General features: G+C 56.2%; 21 protein-coding genes. 11 read left to right on the top strand and 10 right to left on the bottom strand.

The features are described 5' to 3' along the window. Positions 1-5: 5 nt before the first annotated feature. The 9 genes from kdsC to npr all read left to right on the top strand — a co-directional run bounded on the left by kdsC (position 6) and on the right by npr (position 5,911). Positions 6-572, top strand: coding sequence for a 3-deoxy-manno-octulosonate-8-phosphatase KdsC (kdsC, locus tag DSD31_RS02785; RefSeq protein WP_004868149.1), 567 nt, complete (start codon positions 6-8; stop codon positions 570-572). Next, a complete protein-coding gene (lptC, locus tag DSD31_RS02780) occupies positions 569-1,144 on the top strand; it encodes an LPS export ABC transporter periplasmic protein LptC (protein ID WP_004868154.1) in 576 nt (191 codons plus the stop codon). Before kdsC ends, lptC begins: the two co-directional genes overlap by 4 nt. Next, positions 1,113-1,658: a lipopolysaccharide ABC transporter substrate-binding protein LptA gene (gene lptA, locus DSD31_RS02775; protein ID WP_004868159.1), complete on the top strand. Its 546-nt coding sequence runs from the start codon at positions 1,113-1,115 to the stop codon at positions 1,656-1,658. Before lptC ends, lptA begins: the two co-directional genes overlap by 32 nt. Before the next feature lie 6 nt (positions 1,659-1,664). Further along, entirely contained in the window at positions 1,665-2,390 is a 726-nt protein-coding gene (gene lptB, locus DSD31_RS02770; protein ID WP_004206203.1) for an LPS export ABC transporter ATP-binding protein, read from the top strand. A gap of 47 nt (positions 2,391-2,437) precedes the next feature. Next, entirely contained in the window at positions 2,438-3,871 is a 1,434-nt protein-coding gene (rpoN, locus tag DSD31_RS02765) for an RNA polymerase factor sigma-54 (RefSeq protein ID WP_004868164.1), read from the top strand. A 22-nt stretch (positions 3,872-3,893) separates the two neighbouring features. After that, entirely contained in the window at positions 3,894-4,181 is a 288-nt protein-coding gene (hpf, locus tag DSD31_RS02760) for a ribosome hibernation promoting factor (protein ID WP_004868168.1), read from the top strand. Between the two features lie 72 nt (positions 4,182-4,253). Then, positions 4,254-4,742 (top strand): PTS IIA-like nitrogen regulatory protein PtsN, encoded by a 489-nt coding sequence (gene ptsN, locus DSD31_RS02755; protein WP_015585655.1) that lies wholly within the window; start codon positions 4,254-4,256, stop codon positions 4,740-4,742. A 45-nt stretch (positions 4,743-4,787) separates the two neighbouring features. Continuing rightward, on the top strand, positions 4,788-5,642 hold the full coding sequence (rapZ, locus tag DSD31_RS02750; RefSeq protein ID WP_004868172.1) for an RNase adapter RapZ: 855 nt from the start codon (positions 4,788-4,790) through the stop codon (positions 5,640-5,642). Next, positions 5,639-5,911 carry a PTS phosphocarrier protein NPr gene (npr, locus tag DSD31_RS02745; protein ID WP_004868176.1) on the top strand — a complete coding sequence of 91 codons (273 nt, stop codon included), beginning with the start codon at positions 5,639-5,641 and terminating at the stop codon, positions 5,909-5,911. Before rapZ ends, npr begins: the two co-directional genes overlap by 4 nt. Positions 5,912-5,972: 61 nt before the next feature. Here npr and mtgA read toward each other — a convergent pair whose 3' ends face one another. The 4 genes from mtgA to mnmL all read right to left on the bottom strand — a co-directional run bounded on the left by mtgA (position 5,973) and on the right by mnmL (position 10,940). Beyond that, on the bottom strand, positions 5,973-6,698 hold the full coding sequence (mtgA, locus tag DSD31_RS02740) for a monofunctional biosynthetic peptidoglycan transglycosylase (RefSeq protein ID WP_004868178.1): 726 nt from the start codon (positions 6,696-6,698) through the stop codon (positions 5,973-5,975). Further along, positions 6,695-7,348 carry an isoprenoid biosynthesis glyoxalase ElbB gene (elbB, locus tag DSD31_RS02735; RefSeq protein WP_004868182.1) on the bottom strand — a complete coding sequence of 218 codons (654 nt, stop codon included), beginning with the start codon at positions 7,346-7,348 and terminating at the stop codon, positions 6,695-6,697. The genes mtgA and elbB overlap by 4 nt, the downstream gene beginning before the upstream one ends. A 232-nt stretch (positions 7,349-7,580) precedes the next feature. Then, positions 7,581-9,920, bottom strand: a complete 2,340-nt coding sequence (gene arcB, locus DSD31_RS02730; RefSeq protein ID WP_015585653.1) for an aerobic respiration two-component sensor histidine kinase ArcB — start codon at positions 9,918-9,920, stop codon at positions 7,581-7,583. Between the two features lie 84 nt (positions 9,921-10,004). After that, positions 10,005-10,940, bottom strand: coding sequence for a tRNA modification radical SAM protein MnmL/YtqA (gene mnmL, locus DSD31_RS02725; protein WP_103072934.1), 936 nt, complete (start codon positions 10,938-10,940; stop codon positions 10,005-10,007). A 672-nt stretch (positions 10,941-11,612) separates the two neighbouring features. On the opposite strand from mnmL, the gene gltB reads away from it, so the two are divergent. Both gltB and DSD31_RS02705 read left to right on the top strand, forming a co-directional pair. Then, positions 11,613-16,073 carry a glutamate synthase large subunit gene (gene gltB, locus DSD31_RS02710; RefSeq protein WP_113990819.1) on the top strand — a complete coding sequence of 1,487 codons (4,461 nt, stop codon included), beginning with the start codon at positions 11,613-11,615 and terminating at the stop codon, positions 16,071-16,073. A gap of 9 nt (positions 16,074-16,082) precedes the next feature. After that, entirely contained in the window at positions 16,083-17,501 is a 1,419-nt protein-coding gene (locus DSD31_RS02705; protein ID WP_015585651.1) for a glutamate synthase small subunit, read from the top strand. 74 nt (positions 17,502-17,575) lie between these two features. Here DSD31_RS02705 and nanQ read toward each other — a convergent pair whose 3' ends face one another. The 6 genes from nanQ to nanR all read right to left on the bottom strand — a co-directional run bounded on the left by nanQ (position 17,576) and on the right by nanR (position 23,128). Further along, positions 17,576-18,040, bottom strand: coding sequence for an N-acetylneuraminate anomerase (gene nanQ / locus DSD31_RS02700; RefSeq protein ID WP_086815765.1), 465 nt, complete (start codon positions 18,038-18,040; stop codon positions 17,576-17,578). Further along, on the bottom strand, positions 18,037-18,912 hold the full coding sequence (gene nanK, locus DSD31_RS02695) for an N-acetylmannosamine kinase (protein ID WP_004868203.1): 876 nt from the start codon (positions 18,910-18,912) through the stop codon (positions 18,037-18,039). Before nanK ends, nanQ begins: the two co-directional genes overlap by 4 nt. Further along, positions 18,909-19,598 (bottom strand): N-acetylmannosamine-6-phosphate 2-epimerase, encoded by a 690-nt coding sequence (locus tag DSD31_RS02690; RefSeq protein WP_054828878.1) that lies wholly within the window; start codon positions 19,596-19,598, stop codon positions 18,909-18,911. The genes nanK and DSD31_RS02690 overlap by 4 nt, the downstream gene beginning before the upstream one ends. 49 nt (positions 19,599-19,647) lie before the next feature. Further along, on the bottom strand, positions 19,648-21,135 hold the full coding sequence (locus DSD31_RS02685) for an MFS transporter (RefSeq protein WP_113990818.1): 1,488 nt from the start codon (positions 21,133-21,135) through the stop codon (positions 19,648-19,650). Positions 21,136-21,293: 158 nt separating this feature from the next. Next, positions 21,294-22,196, bottom strand: a complete 903-nt coding sequence (nanA, locus tag DSD31_RS02680) for an N-acetylneuraminate lyase (protein WP_004868212.1) — start codon at positions 22,194-22,196, stop codon at positions 21,294-21,296. Positions 22,197-22,336: 140 nt separating this feature from the next. Further along, positions 22,337-23,128: a transcriptional regulator NanR gene (gene nanR, locus DSD31_RS02675; protein ID WP_015585646.1), complete on the bottom strand. Its 792-nt coding sequence runs from the start codon at positions 23,126-23,128 to the stop codon at positions 22,337-22,339. Between the last annotated feature and the right edge of the window lie 70 nt (positions 23,129-23,198).

Below are 23,198 nucleotides of genomic sequence, written 5' to 3'. Positions count from 1 at the left end.
AAATAATGAATAATGCTGATGCTCTGCAGGAAACCTGCTACGGGCCAGTAAGCCCTGAATTTATCGATCGGGCGGCGAAGATCCGTTTATTGATCCTCGACGTAGACGGCGTGCTGTCCGATGGCCTGATCTACATGGGCAACAGCGGTGAAGAGCTGAAGGCGTTTAACGTTCGCGACGGTTACGGAATTCGCTGCGCGCTGACCTCAGGTATTGAAGTCGCGATTATTACCGGACGAAAAGCTAAACTGGTAGAAGATCGTTGTCAGACGCTGGGCATTACGCACCTGTATCAGGGGCAGTCCGATAAACTGCTGGCATTTCGCGAATTATTGCGCAAGCTGGCCGTTCGCCCGGACGAAGTTGCCTACATCGGCGATGATCTGATCGACTGGCCGGTGATGGCCGAGGTCGGTTTAAGCGTGGCAGTGGCGGATGCGCACCCGCTGCTGCTACCGCGCGCAGATTATGTTACCCGCATCAACGGTGGACGCGGAGCGGTACGCGAAGTCTGCGATTTGTTACTATTGGCGCAGGGCAAGCTGGATGAGGCCAAAGGGCAATCAATATGAGTAAAACCAGACGTTGGGTTATCATTTTACTATCGCTGGTCGCGCTTATTCTGATCGGCCTGAATCTGGCGGGTACGGACGATACCACTCAGCAAGAGATCAATCCTGATGACCCGACCTATACCAGTGAACATACCGACACCGTTGTTTACAGCCCGGAAGGGGCGCTTAACTACCGCTTAATCGCTGAGCACGTGGAGTATTTTTCCGCCCAGGAAGTCTCGTGGTTCACCAAACCGGTGATGACCACATTTGATACCAACAAGGTACCCACCTGGTCTATCAAAGCGGATAAAGCCAAACTGACTAAAGACCGCATGCTGTATCTTTACGGAAACGTAGAGGTGGACGCGCTGAGCGCGGACTCTCAATTGCGCAAAATTACGACGGATAACGCCCAGATAAACCTGGTGACGCAAGATGTTACCTCTGATGACATGGTGACGTTGTACGGGACGACATTTAATTCCAGCGGCCTGAAAATGCGCGGAAATTTACGCAGCAAAACTGCCGAGCTGATTGAAAAGGTTAGAACCTCTTATGAAATTCAGAACAAACAAACTCAGCCTTAAGATTGCGCTCGCCAGCGCCTTACTGGCCGCCAGCCTGCCGGCACTGGCAAAAACCGGCGATACCGATCAACCGATTCACATCGAATCCGATCAGCAGTCACTGGATATGCAGGGCAATGTCGTCACCTTCACCGGTAATGTCGTCGTCACCCAGGGGACCATTAAAATCAACGCCGATAAGGTGGTGGTGACCCGTCCTGGCGGTGAAAAAGGTAAAGAAGTGATCGACGGTTACGGTAATCCGGCAACCTTCTTCCAGATGCAGGACAACGGCAAGCCGGTGAAAGGCCGCGCGCAAAAAATGCACTATGAATTGCAGAATGATTTCGTCGTCCTGACCGGTAATGCGCATCTGGAACAGATCGATAGCAACATCCAGGGCGACAAAATTACCTATCTGGTGAAAGAGCAGAAAATGCAGGCGTTCAGCAATAAAGGCGGACGCGTGACGACGGTTCTGGTTCCTTCGCAGCTGCAAGACAAAAGCACCAACCAGCAAAAGAAGGGTAACTAATTCGTTATGGCAACATTAACCGCAAAGAATCTCGCCAAGGCGTATAAAGGCCGCCGCGTGGTGGAAGATGTCAGTCTGACCGTGAACTCTGGCGAGATCGTTGGCCTCCTCGGGCCAAACGGCGCCGGTAAAACCACGACCTTCTACATGGTGGTCGGCATTGTGCCGCGCGACGCTGGCAACATTATTATCGACGATGAAGATATCAGCCTGCTGCCGCTGCATGCCCGCGCGCGTCGGGGGATCGGCTATCTGCCGCAGGAAGCTTCCATTTTCCGCCGCCTGAGCGTGTACGATAATTTAATGGCGGTTTTGCAGATTCGCGACGATCTCAGCAGCGAGCAGCGTGAAGACCGCGCGAAAGAGCTGATGGAAGAATTTCACATCGAGCATCTGCGCGACAGCCTGGGACAGGCGCTTTCCGGCGGTGAACGCCGCCGCGTTGAAATCGCCCGCGCGCTGGCCGCTAATCCGAAATTCATTCTGCTGGATGAGCCTTTTGCCGGCGTTGACCCCATTTCCGTTATTGATATCAAACGCATCATCGAACATCTGCGCGACAGCGGTCTTGGCGTGCTGATCACCGACCATAACGTCAGGGAGACGCTGGCCGTCTGCGAACGCGCCTATATCGTCAGCCAGGGCCACCTGATCGCCCACGGCACCCCGCAGCAAATCCTTGAAGACGAGCAGGTTAAGCGCGTGTATCTTGGGGAAGACTTCAGACTCTGATAGGGTAGAGGTTACAGACGTTTTAGCCGGAGATATTAGCCCTGAATATGAAGCAAGGTTTGCAATTAAGGCTAAGCCAACAGCTTGCCATGACGCCACAACTGCAACAGGCTATTCGCCTGCTGCAGCTGTCCACGTTAGAACTCCAGCAAGAACTCCAGCAGGCGCTGGAGAGTAATCCGCTGCTTGAGCAAACCGATCTTCACGATGAGGTAGAAACCAAAGAGGTCGAGGACCGCGAATCGCTGGACACCGTCGACGCTCTTGAACAAAAAGATATGCCGGAAGAGCTGCCGCTCGACGCCAGCTGGGATGAAATCTACACCGCCGGCACCCCGTCCGGAAACGGCGTTGATTACCAGGACGACGAGCTGCCTGTCTATCAAGGCGAAACGACCCAAAGCCTGCAGGATTACCTGATGTGGCAGGTTGAACTGACGCCGTTTACCGACACCGACCGCGCCATTGCCACCTCGATTGTCGATGCCGTTGATGACACCGGCTATCTCACTATTCGGCTGGAAGATATTGTCGAGAGTATCGACGATGACGACATTGGTCTCGAAGAAGTGGAAGCGGTGCTAAAGCGTATCCAGCGCTTTGACCCGGTCGGCGTCGCGGCAAAAGATCTGCGCGACTGTCTGCTGGTTCAGCTTTCCCAATATGCTAAAGAGACGCCGTGGCTGGAAGAAGCCCGGCTGATCATCAGCGATCATCTCGATCTGCTCGCCAACCATGATTTCCGCTCCCTGATGCGCGTCACCCGACTGAAAGAAGAGGTGCTGAAAGAAGCCGTTAATCTCATCCAGTCCCTCGATCCGCGCCCCGGTCAGTCGATTCAGACCAGCGAGCCGGAATACGTCATTCCCGACGTGCTGGTACGTAAAGTCAGCGGCCGCTGGGTCGTGGAGCTTAACTCCGACAGCATCCCACGTCTGAAGATTAATCAGCATTACGCGGCCATGGGCAATAGCGCGCGCAATGATGCAGACAGCCAGTTTATCCGCAGCAACCTGCAGGAAGCTCGCTGGCTGATCAAGAGTCTGGAAAGCCGCAATGATACGCTGTTGCGCGTCAGCCGCTGCATCGTCGAACAGCAGCAGGCCTTCTTCGATCAGGGTGAAGAGTTCATGAAACCGATGGTGCTGGCGGATATCGCTCAGGCCGTCGAAATGCATGAATCCACCATTTCACGCGTTACCACCCAAAAATATCTGCACAGTCCGCGCGGTATTTTTGAGCTGAAATATTTCTTTTCCAGCCACGTGAATACGGAAGGCGGCGGCGAGGCATCGTCGACGGCCATTCGTGCGCTGGTGAAGAAGTTAATCGCCGCGGAGAATCCCGCGAAGCCGTTGAGTGACAGTAAGCTGACCACCATCCTGTCCGAACAGGGTATCATGGTGGCACGTCGTACCGTCGCTAAGTACCGAGAGTCTTTATCCATTCCGCCATCTAACCAGCGTAAACAACTGGTTTGATACAACCGATAAGGAAGACACTATGCAGCTCAACATTACAGGACACAACGTCGAGATCACCCCTGCACTGCGCGAATTCGTTAATGCGAAGTTCAGCAAGCTGGAGCAGTTTTTCGACAGGATCAATCAGGTCTATATTGTGTTAAAAGTAGAGAAGGTGACGCAAATTGCGGATGCCAATCTGCATGTCAACGGTGGCGAAATCCATGCCAGTGCGGAAGGGCAGGATATGTATGCCGCTATCGATGGACTCATCGATAAGCTGGCAAGACAGTTAACAAAACATAAAGATAAACTAAAACAACACTAATTGTCCGGGCACCGCCCTTGCCTGCTGCCAGCCTTCATCGGTAGCAGGCAAGGGGCGCGCTCAGGTGAAATTATGATGAACAACGATTCGGCTCTACAACTGAGCAACGTCCTTAACCAGGAATGTACCCGTAGCCAGGTTCACTGCCAGAGCAAAAAGCGCGCGCTGGAAATCATCAGTGAACTGGCAGCAAAACAGTTAGGTTTGCCGCCGCAGGTGGTGTTTGAGGCGATCCTTACCCGCGAGAAAATGGGCAGTACCGGGATTGGCAACGGGATTGCCATTCCGCACGGTAAACTTGAAGAGGATACGCTGCGCGCCGTTGGCGTGTTTGTCCAGCTGGAGACTCCGATCGCATTTGATGCCATCGACAATCAGCCGGTCGATCTGCTGTTTGCGCTTCTGGTCCCGGCTGACCAGACCAAAACCCATCTGCATACGCTGTCTCTGGTTGCAAAACGACTGGCGGATAAAACGATTTGCCGTCGCCTGCGCGCAGCGCAAAGCGATGAAGAGCTGTATGAGATCATCACCGAAGCAGGAAGCAACGATGACGTATAACGGCCGTCGCCCCCTACCCTTTATCGTACTGAGGAGAAACGGTACATGGTACTGATGATCGTCAGCGGCCGCTCAGGCTCGGGGAAATCCGTCGCTCTGCGGGCGCTGGAAGATATGGGCTTCTACTGCGTAGATAACCTGCCGGTAGTGCTGTTGCCTGAGCTGGCGAGATCGCTGGCCGACAGAAACATCTCTGCCGCCGTCAGCATTGACGTGCGTAACATGCCGGAATCGCCAGAGATCTTTGAACAGGCGATGAAAAACCTGCCTGAGGCATTTTCCCCTCAGCTGCTGTTCCTTGATGCTGACCGCAATACGCTGATCCGCCGCTACAGCGACACCCGTCGTCTGCATCCGCTATCGAGCAAAAATCTGTCGCTGGAAAGCGCGATTGACGAAGAGAGCGCGCTGCTGGAGCCGCTGCGTTCCCGCGCCGACCTGATCGTCGACACTTCAGAGATGTCGGTACACGAGCTGGCGGAAATGCTACGTACCCGTCTGCTCGGCAAGCGTGAACGTGAGCTGACCATGGTCTTTGAATCCTTTGGCTTTAAGCACGGTATCCCGATTGATGCCGATTACGTCTTTGACGTACGCTTCCTGCCAAACCCACACTGGGATCCGAAACTGCGTCCAATGACCGGTCTGGATAAGCCGGTGGCCGCCTTCCTTGACCGGCACACGGAAGTTCACAATTTTATTTACCAGACCCGCAGCTATCTTGAGCTATGGTTACCGATGCTGGAGACCAATAATCGCAGCTATCTGACGGTGGCGATTGGTTGTACCGGCGGTAAACACCGTTCGGTCTACATTGCCGAACAGCTGGCTGATTACTTCCGCTCACGCGGTAAGAACGTGCAGTCTCGTCATCGGACGCTGGAAAAACGCAAATCATGACCGTAAAGCAGATCGTTGAAATCACCAATAAACTGGGGATGCATGCCCGCCCGGCGATGAAGCTGTTTGAGCTGATGCAGAATTATGATGCGGAAGTCCTGCTGCGCAACGACGAGGGGACGGAAGCGGAGGCCAATAGCGTAATTGCCCTGCTGATGCTCGACTCGGCCAAAGGTCGGCAAATCGAGATTGAAGCCAACGGTCCGCAGGAAGTCGAGGCGCTGGCAGCGGTTATCGCGCTGTTCAACGCCGGTTTTGACGAAGACTAAACATTCCCGCCTCTTCCCCGGCTGCACGACGCTGACCGGGGCTATTGTTTCTGCCGCGACCTCACTTCAGCTTATTCGCCTGCATAAATCCTTCTCCGCCTAGCTGACGCATCTGACGCAGGATCCACGCCTGCCGACTGCGAACATAGCCGGACGGCGCATCGGCGCGAAAGCGAATCGGGTTGGGCAATACCGCAGCCAGGAGCGCCGCTTCAGAAGCCGTTAACTTGCTCGCAGGCTTGTGAAAGTAGCGCCGGGACGCCGCTTCGACGCCGAACGTTCCTTCCCCAAATTCAGCGATATTCAGGTAGACGGTCAGAATCCGTTTTTTACTCCACACCGTCTCAATCCCTACCGTTAACCCTGCCTCCAGCCCTTTGCGCAACCAGCTACGGCCATCCCACAAGAACAGGTTCTTAGCCGTTTGCTGCGAAAGCGTGGAGGCGCCGCGCACGCGGTTTTCCTGACGTTCATTGTGTGCCAGCGCTTTCTCTATCGCTGAGACATCAAAACCCCAGTGTTCAGGGAATTTTTGATCCTCCGCAGCGATTGCCGCCAGCCCCATCCACGGCGAGATCTCGTCCATCCCGACCCAGTCGGAGTGGGCGACATAATGAAAATCACCGCTCAGCCATGCGCCGATTTGTCGCTCGAGCATAACGGCTGAAAACGGCACCGGCAGTATGCTAAAGAGCGCGATGCCGCCTCCCCAAAAGGCTGCCGCAATCAGCAGAATGCGCAATAAAAGGCGTTTAATCATTCGCAACGGGGCCGAACGCACGCTCATGCAGTCAGAACCAGCACGCGAGCCACCAGCTTCTCAATCCCGCTTGCCGCTTCCGCAATGTTCTGCGCCAGCATCCAGGCCGGGGTCGTCACCACCTTATGTTCTTCATCGACGACGATATCATCGACCGGGCAAGGAACGTGTTCTGCGCCCATCTCTTCCACCACCTCAGCAGTATCAAGATCGGTGCCGATGGTTATCCGCAGCGGGATCGGGAAAATTTTTGGCAGCAGCGCCGGGGCGATACACATAAAGCCCAGCGGTTTACCCGCCTCGTGCATCGCCAGCGTCAACGCTTTCAGGTCGCTATCGACCTGGCATTCAGCCCCTTGCGAGGCAAAATTGCTGAGGTTCTTCGCCGCGCCAAACCCGCCAGGGACAATCAGCGCATCCAGATCTTCAGCCCGGGCCGCAGCCAGAGGCTGGATATCGCCACGGGCAATACGCGCGGCCTCCACCAGAACGTTGCGGCTTTCGGCCATCGGCTCACCGGTCAGGTGGTTGATCACGTCCGTTTGCGCTTTATCCGCGGCGAAACAGATGGCCTGTGCGCCGCTACGGGCGATCGCCAACAGGGTAATGACCGCTTCATGGATCTCCGTTCCGTCATAGACGCCACAGCCGCTCAATACCACGCCAATCTTTTTCATACTGCCAGCTCCTTAGTGCAACTTGCTGAAACCAGTCAAAAATTTTGATTTACACGCATTGCTTCACATATTTTACTGATTCACGTAACAAATAATTTAAGGTTTGCTATCTTAATGAGCGAGCAAACCAAATCCTCAGGTTGCGCTACGTAAAAATATCTCTAAAAATTCTGGCGCAACGACCAGTTCCCTGGTGTTGGCGCAGTATTCGCGCACCCCGGTTTATCCGGGGTCATTTTTTATGTGCCGCCGCAACCCATGCTTTCAGCACCGCTACATCGTTCTGCCACTCGGATTTCATCTCTTCAACCCATTCACCAACGTTATCCGACCACGCCGGCAGGTCCGGAGTCTGAATCTGCTGTCCCAGCTGTTGGATATGCCGCAGGCCAATCGAGCCCGCCGCGCCTTTAATTTTATGCCCTTCATCGACGATCCCTTTCTGGTCGCGAGCGGTCAGATTAGACTCCAGTACCGCCATATAGCCCGGCATCATCTTCTCAAAAACCGCAAGACCATCGTTGATAAGCTTTGGCCCCACCAGCTCGATATACTGCTCAAGCATCGGAATATCCAGCACGGATGCCGATTTACTCACATCCACGGTCGGCATTTCGCACTCATCCTCTTCCGGCGAATCCCAGAATTTTTTAATCATTGCCGTCAGCGCCGGCACCGATAGCGGTTTACTCAGGACGTCGTCCATTCCGGCATCAAGATACTCTTTTTTATTCTTCAGGACGTTGGCGGTCAGGGCAACCAGCGGCGGTAGCTCGTCGGCGGCAAAGTGCTGCTTAAGATGACGAGAAATATCCAGGCCCGTCATATCCGGCAGCTGGATATCCAGCAGCACCAGGTCGTACTCGCCCGGTTCAAACATCTCCAGCGCGGCCTTACCGGTCATCGCCACATCGACGCTGTTACCCAGCTTCTCCAGCACCGAGCGCGCCACAATCACGTTGAGCTCGATATCCTCGACCAGCAGCACGTTCAGCGCCGGCAGGGGCATCTCATCTTCCGTCAGCATATCTTCCACTTCTTCCGCCACCGCCGGCGCATGCACGGTCAGCGTAAACGTGGCCCCCTGGCCCGGCTGGCTGGAGACGTTAATGTCGCCGCCCATATTGCGAGCCAGACGACGCGATACGGCAAGACCGATCCCGGTGCCCGTCGCAGGCTTGCCGCCGTGGCTGTCTTTCACCTGATAATACATCGCGAAGATCTTATCCTGCTCGGCTTCGGGAATGCCGATGCCGGAGTCTTCCACTTCAAAATGCAGGATATCGCCTTCATCGTAGCGAACGCGAACGGTGACGTTTCCACCTTGCGGGGTGAATTTCACGGCGTTACTGATGAGGTTCCACAGAATCTGCCGCAGACGCGTCCCGTCGGTCACCACTTTATGCGGCAGCGGCAGCGTCGGTTCCAGGACGAAGCGCAGCCCTTTCTGTTGCGCCTGCAGGCCGGAGAGGTTTTCCAGATCGGCCAGGAAACCGGTGAAGTCGACCTGCTGATTATCCAGCTGGACTTTGCGCCGCTCCATTTTATCCATGTCGATAATATCGTTGAAAATATTCCCCAGCGTAACGGCAGAGACATGGATGGTTTTGAGGTATTTTTCCTGCTCACCGGTCAGCTCGGTATCCAGCAGGATACGGCTCAGCCCGACGATACCGTTGAGCGGCGTACGCAGCTCGTGGCTGATGGTTGAGATAAAGGTGGTCTTATCGCGGCTGGCGCGCTCCAGCGCATCCTGGTAGCGCTTACGTTCGGTAATATCGCGGCCAAAGCCCATCAGTCCACGGCGCTTGCCGACGCGGTCATAGTAAGGGACCTTGCGGATTTCAAAGCAGGCTTTACGCCCGTCCGGATAATCCAGCCACTGCTCGTAGGTCAGCGACACATTATGGCGGAAGACCTTTTCGTCAGTCTCCAGCACTTTAACCGCCGCTTCTTCGTTATAGACATCCTGAGGTTTCAGGTGGATAAGCTGCTTTTCGCTTTTCCCGGTCAGGAGCTCCATCGCCCGGTTACAGCCAGAAAACTCTTTGTCTTCATTGCGATAGAATACCAGGTCCGGCGAGGCATCAAGGAAAGAACGGAGGAAGGAGGATTGCTGTTCCAGCTGAATTTGCGTCTCTTCGCGCTCTTTCATCTCAATCTTCAGCTGTTCCAGCGTCGTCTCGCGCTCGGCTTCCGCCTTTTCACGCTCGCCAATCTCCTGATTGAGCTGCGCGATATTATCTTTGAGCTGCACGTTAAGCTGCAGGTCGCGCTCGCGCATCTCCTCCAGTTTTTCCACCAGCCGGGAGAGACGCTGCCGCGACTCTTCCAGTTGCTCCACCACCACCGACAAAAAATAAACTGCCCAGGGGGTGATCAGCAGACCAAAGAAGATAGAGCGGATAACGTCGATGCTCTCAACCTGGCCATGCAGAACCATCGTGACGGCCATCTGTACCACAATCGCCAGCACCACCAGGGCGAGGGCCAACAGCATGGAAAAACGCACCAGACCCAGCTTCATCATCAGGTCGACATAGTACTGCGCCAGCATACGGATTTGCTTCATAAGGGATTCCTTCGCGACAACTCCGCACAATAATACCCAATTCTGAGCAATACGCTGTAAGTTGTGCAAAAAATGCGGGCGCCCTTACTCTAAAGCTGCGCGCGGCACCCAGGCTCGTCCCAGCGCCGAGCCCTGCACGCCGTGTTGGTTGAGATAGCGGTCAAGTTCAACCATCCCGGTCCAGCGGTTCTCACACCACAGGGGCGCCAGCAGCGTCGGCCGCCGGGCGCTGGCGGAAATGCGGTGATAGATCACCTCGGGTGGCGTGTGGCGAATCATCTCCCCGGCAGTGACCGTATACTCATCCAGCGCAATCGCCTGCAACCGTCCCGCCTGCCAGGCTTTGGCCATCGTACTGCCGGTGACGATATGCAGCGGATGCAGTTTGATGCCATCCACACCGGTATTCACAACCTGCTCCAGCGTTTGCAGGCAATGGCTCTGCGCCTCGCCCGGTAGCCCGACGATCAAATGCGCGCAGACCTTCAGCCCGCGCTCGCGCGCCAGCCGGGTCGTACGCTGATAACAGGCAAAATCATGCCCACGATTAATCCGCTGCAGCGTTTTGTCATGCGCCGTCTGTAAGCCGAGTTCCAGCCATACTTCGTAGCCCTGTTCCCGATAGCCGCCGAGCAGTTCCAGCACCGCCTCCGGGACGCAGTCAGGACGAGTACCCACGCACAGCCCGACGATATTGGCCTGACTCACCGCCTGCTGATACATCGAGCGCAGTACCTGAACTTCGGCAAAGGTGCTGGTGTAAGCCTGAAAATAAGCGAGATAGCGCCTGGCGCGATTAACCCGCTGCGCCTGATGTGCCAGCTGTTCAGCAATAGAGTGGTGCTGCTGCTCTTCGTCAGCAAAAGAGGCGACGTTGCAGAACGTGCAGCCTCCGCGGCCGATAGTGCCATCGCGATTCGGGCAGCTAAACCCGCCATGCAGCGTCAGTTTATGAACCTTTTCGCCATAGCGCCGCGAAAGATCCCCACCAAACATATTGACTAATTTTTGTAACTGCATAATCTGATAGACCGGCCTGAAGAAAGGGGCCAAGCCTGCCATTTTTAGCCACCGACGGCGATGACCTGGATCAATCGTCAGCGCGGCCGCTCATCTCATTGCATAAACACTCAAGATAACTGCAATTTCATTCACTCACTCTGTGATGACTTTTCCTTATACTTAACCTCAGGTTTGCCATTATCTTCATCAGGGCAAAAAACAGTGTTATTTACCGCTCTAGAGGTAACAGGCAGATAAATACTCTGCGATAAATAGGCAGTTCAGCACAGATCGATAATGTTACGCTATCGATATAGTGAGACAGATCACACTAGATTATGCTTTCCGCTACGTTTCAGCGCCGCTTAAAACACAGTTATTATCTTATTTATCATAATGTTAAACCATGTATAGCACATTTTTGTATAAATAAGATTGCCATTTGACGTAAGTGTCGATTCCCGATAAGTTGGGAATCCGCTGGAAGCTTTCTGGATGAGCACTCTGCTCATCATATTTATGCAGTAATTGAGATTCCCTCTTACAGCAAGTCCTCAAACTTGCGTACCGATGCGAAAAGGATTTAAAGAGGGCGAATGCGAGGTGCAAACCCCGTCGCCATGCTCTTTCTGTGCCCGTGCGCAATCGGTATCGGAGGGTGTCCCGTAGAGCCTGGGGAGGTTCACTGATATGTTGTACGATAAATCCCTTGAGAGGGATAACTGTGGTTTCGGCCTGATCGCCCACATAGAAGGCGAACCTAGCCACAAGGTAGTGCGTACCGCTATACACGCACTGGCCCGAATGCAGCACCGCGGCGCGATTCTTGCCGATGGTAAAACCGGCGACGGTTGTGGCTTGCTGCTGCAAAAACCTGACCGTTTCTTCCGTATCGTTGCGGAAGAGCGCGGCTGGCGTTTAGCCAAAAATTACGCCGTCGGGATGTTATTCCTTAATAAAGATCCTGAACTGGCGGCTACGGCACGCCGCATCGTTGAAGAAGAACTACAACGTGAAACCCTGTCTATCGTCGGCTGGCGCGAAGTGCCGACCAACGAAGGGGTTCTCGGTGAAATCGCCCTCTCCTCGCTGCCTCGTATTGAACAAATTTTTGTTAACGCCCCGGCAGGCTGGCGCCCGCGCGATATGGAACGTCGTTTGTTCATCGCCCGTCGCCGCATTGAAAAGCGTCTGCAGGAAGATAAAGATTTCTACGTTTGCAGCCTGTCGAATCTGGTGAACATTTACAAAGGTCTGTGTATGCCGGCTGACCTGCCGCGCTTCTATCTGGACCTCGCGGACCTGCGTCTGGAGTCGGCAATCTGCCTGTTCCACCAGCGCTTCTCCACCAACACCGTGCCGCGCTGGCCGCTGGCACAGCCGTTCCGCTACCTGGCGCACAACGGCGAAATCAACACCATCACCGGCAACCGCCAGTGGGCGCGCGCGCGTACCTACAAGTTCCAGACGCCGTTAATTCCGGACCTGCACGATGCGGCGCCGTTCGTGAACGAAACCGGCTCCGACTCCAGCTCGATGGATAACATGCTTGAGCTGCTGCTGGCCGGCGGGATGGATATCGTGCGCGCCATGCGTCTGCTCGTACCGCCAGCCTGGCAGAACAACCCGGATATGGATCCGGAGCTGCGCGCCTTCTTTGATTTTAACTCCATGCATATGGAGCCATGGGATGGCCCGGCGGGCATCGTGATGTCCGACGGTCGCTACGCCGCCTGTAACCTCGATCGTAACGGTCTGCGCCCGGCGCGCTACGTCATCACCAAAGACAAACTGATTACCTGCGCTTCAGAAGTCGGGATTTGGGATTACCAGCCTGACGAAGTGGTCGAAAAAGGCCGCGTAGGCCCGGGCGAACTGATGGTTATCGATACCCGCGGCGGACGTATTCTGCACTCCGCGGAAACCGATGATGACCTGAAAAGTCGCCACCCTTACAAAGAGTGGATGGAGAAAAACGTCCGCCGCCTGGTGCCGTTTGAAGATCTACCGGACGAAGACGTCGGCAGCCGCCAGCTGGATGACGACACGCTCGCCAGCTTCCAGAAACAGTTTAAGTACAGCGCAGAAGAGCTGGACTCCGTCCTGCGTGTACTGGGTGAAAACGGCCAGGAAGCGGTCGGTTCAATGGGCGACGATACCCCGTTTGCCGTGCTCTCCAGCCAGCCGCGTATCATTTACGACTACTTCCGTCAGCAGTTCGCGCAGGTGACTAACCCGCCGATCGACCCGCTGCGTGAAGCTCACGTGATGTCGCTGGCCACCAGCATCGGCCGTGAAATGAACGTCTTCTGCGAAGCGGAAGGCCAGGCTCACCGCCTGAGCTTCAAATCACCGATCCTGCTGTACTCCGATTTCAAACAGCTCACCACCATGGAAGAGGAGCACTATCGCGCCGATACCCTGGATATCACCTTTAACGCCGCAGAAACCTCGCTGGCCGAAACGGTGAAGGCGCTGTGCGATAAAGCGGAACAGATGGTCCGTAACGGTACCGTTCTGCTGGTGCTCTCCGATCGTAATATCGCCAAAGATCGTCTGCCGGTTCCGGCACCGATGGCGGTAGGCGCGATTCAAACCCGCCTGGTGGATAAGAGCCTGCGCTGCGATGCCAACATTATCGTTGAGACCGCCAGCGCCCGTGACCCGCACCATTTCGCGGTGCTGCTGGGCTTCGGCGCCACGGCTATCTATCCGTACCTGGCCTATGAGACGCTGGCGAAACTGGTTGATAACAAGGCCATTGAGAAAGATTATCGTACCGTGATGCTGAACTACCGTAACGGCATCAACAAAGGCCTGTACAAGATCATGTCTAAGATGGGCATTTCGACCATCGCCTCCTACCGCTGCTCGAAGCTGTTCGAAGCGGTTGGCCTGCATCGTGAGGTTTCCGATCTGTGCTTCCTCGGCGTTGTCAGCCGCATCGGCGGCGCGGGCTTCGATGACTTCCAGCAGGATCTGCTGAATCTGTCCAAACGCGCCTGGCTGGTCCGTAAGCCGCTGGATCAGGGCGGTCTGCTGAAATACGTTCACGGCGGTGAATATCACGCCTACAACCCGGACGTCGTCCGCACGCTGCAACAAGCGGTTCAGAGCGGTGAATACCACGACTATCAGCAGTATGCGAACCTGGTGAATGAACGCCCGGCCGCCACGCTGCGCGATCTGCTGGCGCTGAACCCTGGCGATGACGCCATCAGCATCGACCACGTCGAATCGGCCAAAGAGCTGTTCAAACGCTTCGATACCGCCGCCATGTCTATCGGTGCGTTAAGCCCGGAAGCTCATGAGTCGCTGGCGGAAGCCATGAACAGCATCGGCGGCTTCTCTAACTCCGGCGAAGGCGGCGAAGATCCGGCGCGCTATGGCACCAACAAAGTGTCGCGTATTAAACAGGTCGCTTCTGGCCGCTTCGGCGTCACACCGGCTTACCTGGTCAACGCCGACGTTATTCAGATTAAAGTCGCTCAGGGCGCGAAGCCGGGCGAAGGCGGGCAGCTGCCGGGGGACAAAGTCACCCCGTACATTGCCAAACTGCGCTATTCGGTCCCGGGTGTAACCCTGATTTCACCGCCGCCGCACCACGATATTTACTCTATCGAGGATCTGGCGCAGCTGATTTTCGACCTGAAACAGGTCAACCCGAAAGCGATGATTTCCGTGAAGCTGGTTTCCGAACCGGGCGTCGGCACCATCGCCACCGGCGTGGCCAAAGCCTATGCCGATCTTATCACCATCGCCGGTTACGACGGTGGTACGGGTGCCAGCCCGCTCTCCTCCGTGAAATACGCGGGTTGTCCGTGGGAGCTGGGTCTGGTGGAAACCCAACAGGCGCTGGTGGCGAACGGTCTGCGTCACAAGATCCGTCTGCAGGTGGATGGCGGCCTGAAAACCGGCCTCGATATCATCAAGGCGGCAATTCTTGGCGCAGAAAGCTTCGGCTTCGGCACTGGCCCGATGGTCGCGCTCGGCTGTAAATATCTGCGTATCTGCCACCTGAACAACTGCGCAACCGGCGTAGCAACTCAGGATGACAAACTGCGTAAGAATCACTATCACGGCCTGCCGTTCAAAGTGACCAACTACTTTGAATTCATCGCCCGCGAAACCCGCGAGCTGATGGCTGAGCTTGGCGTGAAGCGTCTGGTGGACCTGATTGGCCGTACCGACCTGCTGAAAGTGCTGGATGGCTTTACCGCGAAGCAGCAGAAGCTGGATCTCAGCAAACTGCTGGAAACCGCCGAGCCGCATCCGGGTAAAGCGCTGTACTGCACCGAAAGCAACCCGCCGTTTGATAACGGCGTGCTGAACGCGCAGCTGCTACAGCAGGCTAAACCGTTCGTGGACAGCAAGCAGAGCAAAACCTTCTGGTTCGATATCCGTAATACCGATCGCTCCGTTGGCGCGTCGTTGTCTGGCTATATCGCCCAGACCCATGGCGATCAGGGGCTGGCAGCAGATCCGATTACCGCGCACTTCAGCGGTACCGCAGGCCAGAGCTTCGGCGTGTGGAACGCCGGCGGCGTGGAACTGCATCTGACCGGTGACGCGAACGACTACGTGGGTAAAGGGATGGCAGGCGGTCTGCTGTCAATCCGTCCTCCGGTGGGCTCCGCCTTCCGCAGTCACGAAGCGAGCATCATCGGTAATACCTGTCTGTATGGCGCGACCGGCGGTCGTCTGTACGCTGCGGGCCGTGCAGGCGAACGCTTTGCGGTGCGTAACTCCGGTGCCATCACCGTGGTAGAAGGCATCGGCGATAACGGCTGCGAATACATGACCGGCGGCATCGTCTGCGTACTGGGTAAAACCGGCGTCAACTTTGGCGCAGGGATGACCGGCGGCTTTGCTTACGTCCTGGATGAAGACGGTGATTTCCGTAAACGTGTGAACCCGGAACTGGTGGAAGTGTTGGGCGTTGACTCTCTCGCTATCCATGAAGAGCACCTGCGTGGTCTGATTACCGAACACGTGCAGCTTACCGGTTCGTCTCGAGGCGAAGAGATCCTGGCCAACTGGCCGGCTTTTGCCGCGAAATTCGCGCTGGTTAAACCAAAGTCCAGCGATGTTAAGGCACTGTTGGGTCACCGTAGTCGTAGCGCAGCAGAGCTGCGTGTGCAGGCGCAGTAAGGAATTCAGATGAGCCAGAACGTATACCAGTTTATCGACTTACAGCGCGTTGATCCGCCAAAGAAACCGCTGAAGATCCGTAAAATTGAATTTGTTGAAATTTATGAGCCGTTTTCAGAAGGACAGGCCAAAGCCCAGGCAGATCGCTGCCTGTCCTGCGGCAACCCGTACTGCGAATGGAAATGTCCGGTCCATAACTACATCCCGAACTGGCTGAAGCTCGCCAATGAGGGGCGTATTTTTGAAGCGGCAGAGCTGTCGCATCAGACCAACACCTTGCCGGAAGTCTGCGGGCGCGTCTGCCCGCAGGACCGTCTGTGCGAAGGCTCCTGTACGCTGAACGACGAGTTTGGCGCGGTGACTATCGGTAACATCGAACGCTACATCAACGATAAAGCGTTCGAGATGGGCTGGCGCCCGGATCTCTCCGGCGTGAAGCCCACCGGTAAAACGGTGGCGATCGTCGGTGCCGGTCCGGCAGGACTGGCCTGCGCAGATGTCCTGACCCGCAACGGCGTCAAAGCGGTAGTATTCGATCGCCATCCGGAAATCGGTGGCCTGCTGACCTTCGGCATCCCCGCTTTTAAGCTGGAAAAAGAGGTAATGACCCGTCGCCGTGAAATTTTCACCGGCATGGGTATTGAGTTCAAACTCAATACCGAAGTGGGTCGTGATGTTCAGCTCGACGCGTTACTGAAAGAGTATGATGCCGTGTTCCTCGGCGTGGGGACCTATCAGTCCATGCGCGGCGGACTGGAAAACGAAGACGCAAATGGTGTCTTTGATGCGCTGCCGTTCCTGATTGCCAACACCAAACAGACCATGGGCTTTGGCGAAACCGCCAGCGAGCCTTACGTCAATATGGAAGGCAAACGGGTGGTGGTTCTCGGCGGTGGCGACACCGCGATGGACTGCGTGCGTACTTCCGTACGTCAGGGCGCGACTCACGTTATTTGCGCCTACCGCCGTGACGAAGAAAACATGCCGGGCTCCAAACGCGAAGTGAAAAACGCGCGTGAAGAGGGCGTCGAGTTCCAGTTCAACGTTCAGCCTCTGGGCGTAGAAGTGAATGCTAACGGCAAAGTGTGCGGCGTGAAAATGGCGCGTACCGAGATGGGCCAGCCTGATGCCAAAGGGCGTCGTCGTGCGGAGATCGTCGCAGGCTCCGAGCACGTGGTCCCGGCAGATGCGGTGGTGATGGCGTTTGGTTTCCGCCCACACAGCATGGAATGGCTGGCGAAGCACGATGTTGAGCTGGATTCTCAGGGCCGTATTATTGCGCCGGAAGGCCATGAAAACGCGTTCCAGACCAGTAACCCGAAAATCTTTGCCGGCGGCGATATCGTGCGCGGTTCCGATCTGGTGGTGACGGCGATTGCCGAAGGTCGTAAAGCGGCTGACGGGATCCTGAACTACCTGGAAGTGTAATCAACAAACCCGGACAAACTGTCTGTCCGGGTCTCTGACAGAGCCCGCTGGCGCAAGCCCGCGGGCTTTTTTTATCATGCCAGCAGGGCGGCGCGGACCTTAATGACCACTTTTTTAATCCCGGCGCTGCCCCCGACCTGGCAACCGGGTTTGTGCGGTTCATCGGGCATGAAAACCGCAAACATATCCGGATGCAATGTCAGTACCTGTTCCCCGCGTATCCGACGGCAAAGCTGATAATCCTCGTCAGGATGCGCTTCTTCGCACTCACAGGCCGACCCGGCGACGCCATAAAAGATCCGCTCTTCCCCCGCCAGTAAAATCTGGATATCAATAAACTGGCTATGCAGTTCGGCTTTTTTCTCTTCCGGCACACCGGTATGAAACGCCATGACGTTCATCAATACATTGTCGCCCTGAAGCTCATAGCTTCCGGGAGCGATAGTGTGTAAATCGTGGGCCTGCGCCAGGGCGATAGCCCGGACCAGAACCGCCGGAAGACCGGCATGCGAAGGCTGCTGTAGATGACCCAGAATCATATCTTTCCTCCCTGTGCCCATAATGCCGCTCCTGACAGGCCCGCATCATGCCGATAGTAAGCTTCCCGCAGCGGAACATGATAAAGCGCGGGTTCTTGTGACAAGTACGTCTCAACCAGCTTCAGGTAGCCGTCTGCAAGACCGATACTGCCGCCGATCACAACGCAGGCGCAGTCCGTCACGGCCTTCAGGTCGGCAATCAGTCGCGCCAGCGTGCGTGCCGAGCGCTGAATTAATATCTGCGCCTGCGGGTGTCCCTCCCTCGCCAGAGCAAATATCGCTTTTGCATCCAGCCCGCAAAGCTCACCGCCGGCCGCCGCCGCGATACCGCGCCCGGAAGCGATAGCTTCGACACAGCCTTTCCGACCGCAGCCGCAGAGCGGCCCGGCAGGATCCGCCAGCGTATGACCGCAATGGCCGGCCAGGCCTCCGCGACCGGTCTGCAGCCTGCCCTGGCTGACGATCCCCCCGCCAACGCCGGTTGAAACGGTCAAAAAGAGCATCTCGCTGACTTTCTCCGGCAGCGCATGATATTCCGCCCACGCCGCTGCCTGAGCATCATTGAGGGCAATACCGGGCAACGCCGTGAGGTCGGATAAACACGCCTGCAGAGGAAAATGTGCCAGTCCGCCCAGGTTCGCTGGATTGATGGCGGTCAGAATGCCGTCCTGAATGATGCCGGTGGAGGCGATAGCAAAACGATCCGCGCGCGCCGAGAGGGGGGCCACCAGCGCCGCCAGCGCGGCAGCTAATGCCGCCGGCGTCTGACTGGCTGGCGTGGGGACTTCACGCCGCTCCAGGAGGGTCAATCGGCTGTCTATCAGTGCGGCGGCTAGCTTGGTGCCGCCAATATCAATCGCCAGCGTCGTCATTGCACCGCCTTTTTCAGCGCCGTGTTGTACCACTCGCAAATGTGTTCCAGCCGCGTAATGGCGGAGCCTACGGTCACCGCCCAGGCGCCATGACGCATGGCCTCTGCCGCCTGCGCTGGCGTGTTGTAGCGCCCTTCGGCAATCACCCGACATCCCGCTGCGTGTAGCGCCTGTACCAGCGCCAAATCAGGCTCTTCCGGCGTGTGCGCCGTGGTATAACCCGACAGCGTGGTGCCGATAATTTCCGTACCGAGCTGCTGACAGAAGATGCCATCTTCAACGGATGAACAGTCGGCCATTGCCAGCTTGTACTGCTGATGGATACGGGCCAGCAGTGCTTCCACCGCCACCGGGCGCGTCCGACGGGTACCATCGAAAGCAATAATATCCGCCCCCGCCTGCGCCAGAGCATCAACATCCTCTAAAAATGGGGTAATGCGTACCGGTGAATCATCGAGGTCACGTTTGAGAATACCGATAATGGGTACTGTCACCCGGGCGCGGGTCGCCCGCAGATTCTCAACACCTTCGATACGCAATGCCACCGCGCCAGCCTGTTCGGCTGCCAGCGCCATCGCTGCGACAATCGCCGGCGTATCCAGCGGGCTACCGGGGACCGGCTGACATGAGACAATTAATCCGCCGTGGGCGCTGATGCGACGACCCAGTTGTTCAAGCAAAGACATAATAACTCCCTGATTTATCTCGTTGCCCGGCGCTGGCGCCGGGCACGGGTTACCTGGTTTTCACTAATCCACGTTTGTTGGCGCCGGGCATCACCGCCCCGCTCAGGGGCCTGCCATCAATCGCATCGTGCGTTCGCACCGCTTCCGGGCGGATCCAGCGCTGAACACGCGAGGGCATATCCAGTCCGATAAGCAGGATCACCACAAAGGTCAGGCCGAAAGAGAGCGATCCCAGCGTCGTGCCCAGATCCATTCGCTGCGCGATCAGCGCACCGAGCACCGGCGCGATCGCCCCACCTAAGGCACCGACGTTATAGGTAAAACCCAGACCCGCAGCACGCTGATCGGTATCGAAATAGCCGCCGATCAATTTAGGTAAGATCCCGGAGATCCCCTGACCCAGCATCTGCTGGAAGAACAGTAACAGCCCCAGCACCCACACGTTGGTGCCGCCGATAGCAAAGACGGGAATAATCAACAGCTGGGAGGCCAGCAGGCTACAAACATAGGCTTTGCGCGTTCCCAGCCAGTCGCCGAGAAAACCGCCGACGCAACAGCCGACCGCAGCACCAAAACCGCTGAAGAACAGCACCCTGGCCACGGTCGTATGATCGTAAGCGAGCTCCGTTTTAAGATAGGTGGGCAAAAGCGCCTGGATAGGCCATGAATAGAGAAAGGCGAACAGGACGACAACCATCAGCGTCACGCCGGTTGGCCAGCGCTTACCGCTGCTTTGCACCATAAAGCTGATAAAGATCGTGGCACAAAGCAGCCCCAGTGCGACCACGATTCCGGCATTGTTGAGCTCGCCGGCGAAACAGAACCACAGCGCCGTCGCCGCCACAATGGTCAGGAAAATATTGATCGCCCGGTGTTTGCCACAATAGAGGATATCCACCATGGTCCGCACCGGCGCTTTACCCTGATGTTTCTCTTTCCAGTCTTCGGCTTCCGGGATGTTTTTCCGCAGCCACAGCGCAAAAATAATCGGCACGATGCCAATGAAAAAGAGCGCACGCCATCCCCAGACCGGTACCACCAGACTATAGATTTGCGCGGCAATCACCGCCCCGACGGAAAAGCCGGAAATCAGAAAACCACTGGCCTTGTTGCGCAGCTGCTTTGGCCAGCTTTCAATAACATAGGTCGCACTGGATCCATACTCCCCCGCCATCCCCATGCCAATCACCAGACGCGCGATAAACATGGTGGTAAAACCGGGAGCAAAGCCGCAGGCCAGCGTTCCGAGGGAAAACAGAATAATACTGGTGACCATCGCCAGCCGCCGTCCGTAACGATCGCCCATTGCGCCCAACATCAGGCCGCCAAACCAGCGAGAAATGAAGGCGGCTGAGATCAGACTCGCTGCCTCTACGGTCGTCAAACCAAAGTCTGCCTGGATTTCTGTCAACACCAGGGCAATCAGGACAAAATCAAAACCATCAAGCAAATATCCCAGCCAGGCGGCGGAGAAAGCCCGCCACTGCGCCCGGTTGAGATGGCGATACCACGGGATGTTCTGGGTCGTTGCGATCATTTTACTCTCCCGCGATGGGTCAGACCCACGCTTGGTTTGCCATACCAGATGTCGCTATCACTGCATCCGATATAGCTCGTGTTATGACCCGGACCGGGCGCATAGCGCCTCCATCCGGGAATGCCCCGCTCGCACACGCGGCGGGGAAGCCGTTAGCCTCAACCCAGCTGCGCTTTCTCCTGCTGCAGCTGCTGCGCCAGCGCTTTCAGCTCCGGCAGGAACTGCTCAGCAACCGGAGCGAACGGTTTGCGACATAGCGGCTCAGCAACCACGTCCATGTAGTGCAGCACGGTTTTCAGCCCCCGGAATACGCCGGTTTTGATCAGCAGATCGATTGCCTTGTTGCATTCACACTGCAGCCTCTGCGCTTCCGCTATATCGCCCGACCGCAGCGCTTTCACGATCCCCTGATAGCGCCAGCCCATAATGTTATAGGTACTACCGATCCCGCCATCGGCACCGGCCAGCAAGCCAGAAGCAAAAATCTCGTCATAGCCGTTGTAAAGCACCAGATCCGGATGCGCCCGGCGGATCTGCTCCATCTGGAAAAGATCGCCTGATGTCTGCTTCAATGCCCCCACGCCCGGCAGCGTCACCAGCGTATTGATCTGATCCAGGGAGAGTTTCACGCCGCTCAGCGCCGGGATGTTGTAGACCACCATCGGTAAGCCATTAGCTGAATCAATAATGGCCTGGTAGTGAGCGCAGTGCTCTTCAAAGCTGAAGGGATAGTAGAACGGCGTGACGGCGGACACCGCATCGTAGCCATAGCTGTGCGCAGCTTCGGCAAGTTGCTGGCTCTCCAGCGTACTGACGCAGCCAACATGGGCAATCAGCGTCATTTTTCCCTTCGCTTCTTCAGCGACGATCTCCAGCACTTGCTGGCGTTCTGCGCTGCTTTGCACAAAAGCTTCCCCGGTCGAACCGCCAACGTACAACCCGTCGATTCCCTGGCTCAAATTGAAACGCACCAGCCGACGCAGGCTCTCTTTATCCAGCTTTTGTTGCCCGTCAAACGGCGTAAGCAGCGCTGCCATGACTCCACGTAAATTAACCGCCATATCTCACCTCGTATGCTATTTGTTATGATTAACTATGTACCTTTATACCTGTTATACCAGATGAATTAAGCGACGGCCTCATAGGGAACGCTTATTATGCGATCGGCTTCACTAAACGAGGATCCAGACGATCGCTCTTGTTACTTACGTGATTGTTTTTTCTGGCCGAAGGCGTGCCAGGTGGCGGAAACGCTATTGAGGTGGGTCTGCAAGGCGCGATCGGCCTCGTCAGGGTCATGGCGGCGGATCGCATCAACAATGTCGATATGTTGTTGATAGCTCACGTTATTATGTTCGTGAAGCTCGTGCTCCGGGACGGTAGGGCGTGCGGCGATGAGCCAGTCCAGCAGGGCGACATGGATAGCCAGGAAGATAGGATTCCCGGGAATTTCCGCCAGTACGCGGTGGAATTCAACGTCTGAACGGATAAACAGCGCGTTATCATCAAGCGACTGGCTGTTGATCTTCAGCGCCTGCTCCAGCTTTGCAACCTGCTCGTCGCTGGCGTGTTCCGCAGCATAGCGAACCAGGCTGGACTCGAAAAACAGACGCAGCTGTTCAAAATGCGCAATCCCGCCGGGGTGAGAGAGAAAATCCTTCGCCATCCCCGAAAGTTCGCCAATGATGGTGTCGGCAGAAGGCCGTGAGACGCGGGCGCGTTCACCGTTGTTAATCTGCACCAGTCCTTTACGCTTTAAGGCGGCCAGAGCTTCGCGCACAGAAGGTCGTCCGACGTTGAAAAACGTCATCAGCTCACGTTCAGAAGGTAGCTGCTCGCCTTCGGCAAATTCACGGCGGCGAATCATATTCTCAAGCTCTTCTTCCACCATTTCCGACAGCTTTTTGCGCGCCAGAGGACGGCGGTGCAGGCTGTTACCGATTGGGGTGGATGCTTCTTCTGTCTGGGGATCAAATGCGCTCATAGGGACCATGTGTGATGTGTGACAGCAAGTGACGACCGGACCATCTTAACACAAGAATGCCATGCTGGCGGCGTAGATA

The sequence above is a fragment of the Klebsiella sp. X13 genome, assembly GCF_003323835.1.
GTDB classification, from domain to species: Bacteria; Pseudomonadota; Gammaproteobacteria; order Enterobacterales; family Enterobacteriaceae; genus Klebsiella; species Klebsiella ornithinolytica.
The sequence above is the reverse complement of the archived record's forward strand: the minus strand, read 5'-3'. Positions and strand labels throughout refer to the sequence as shown.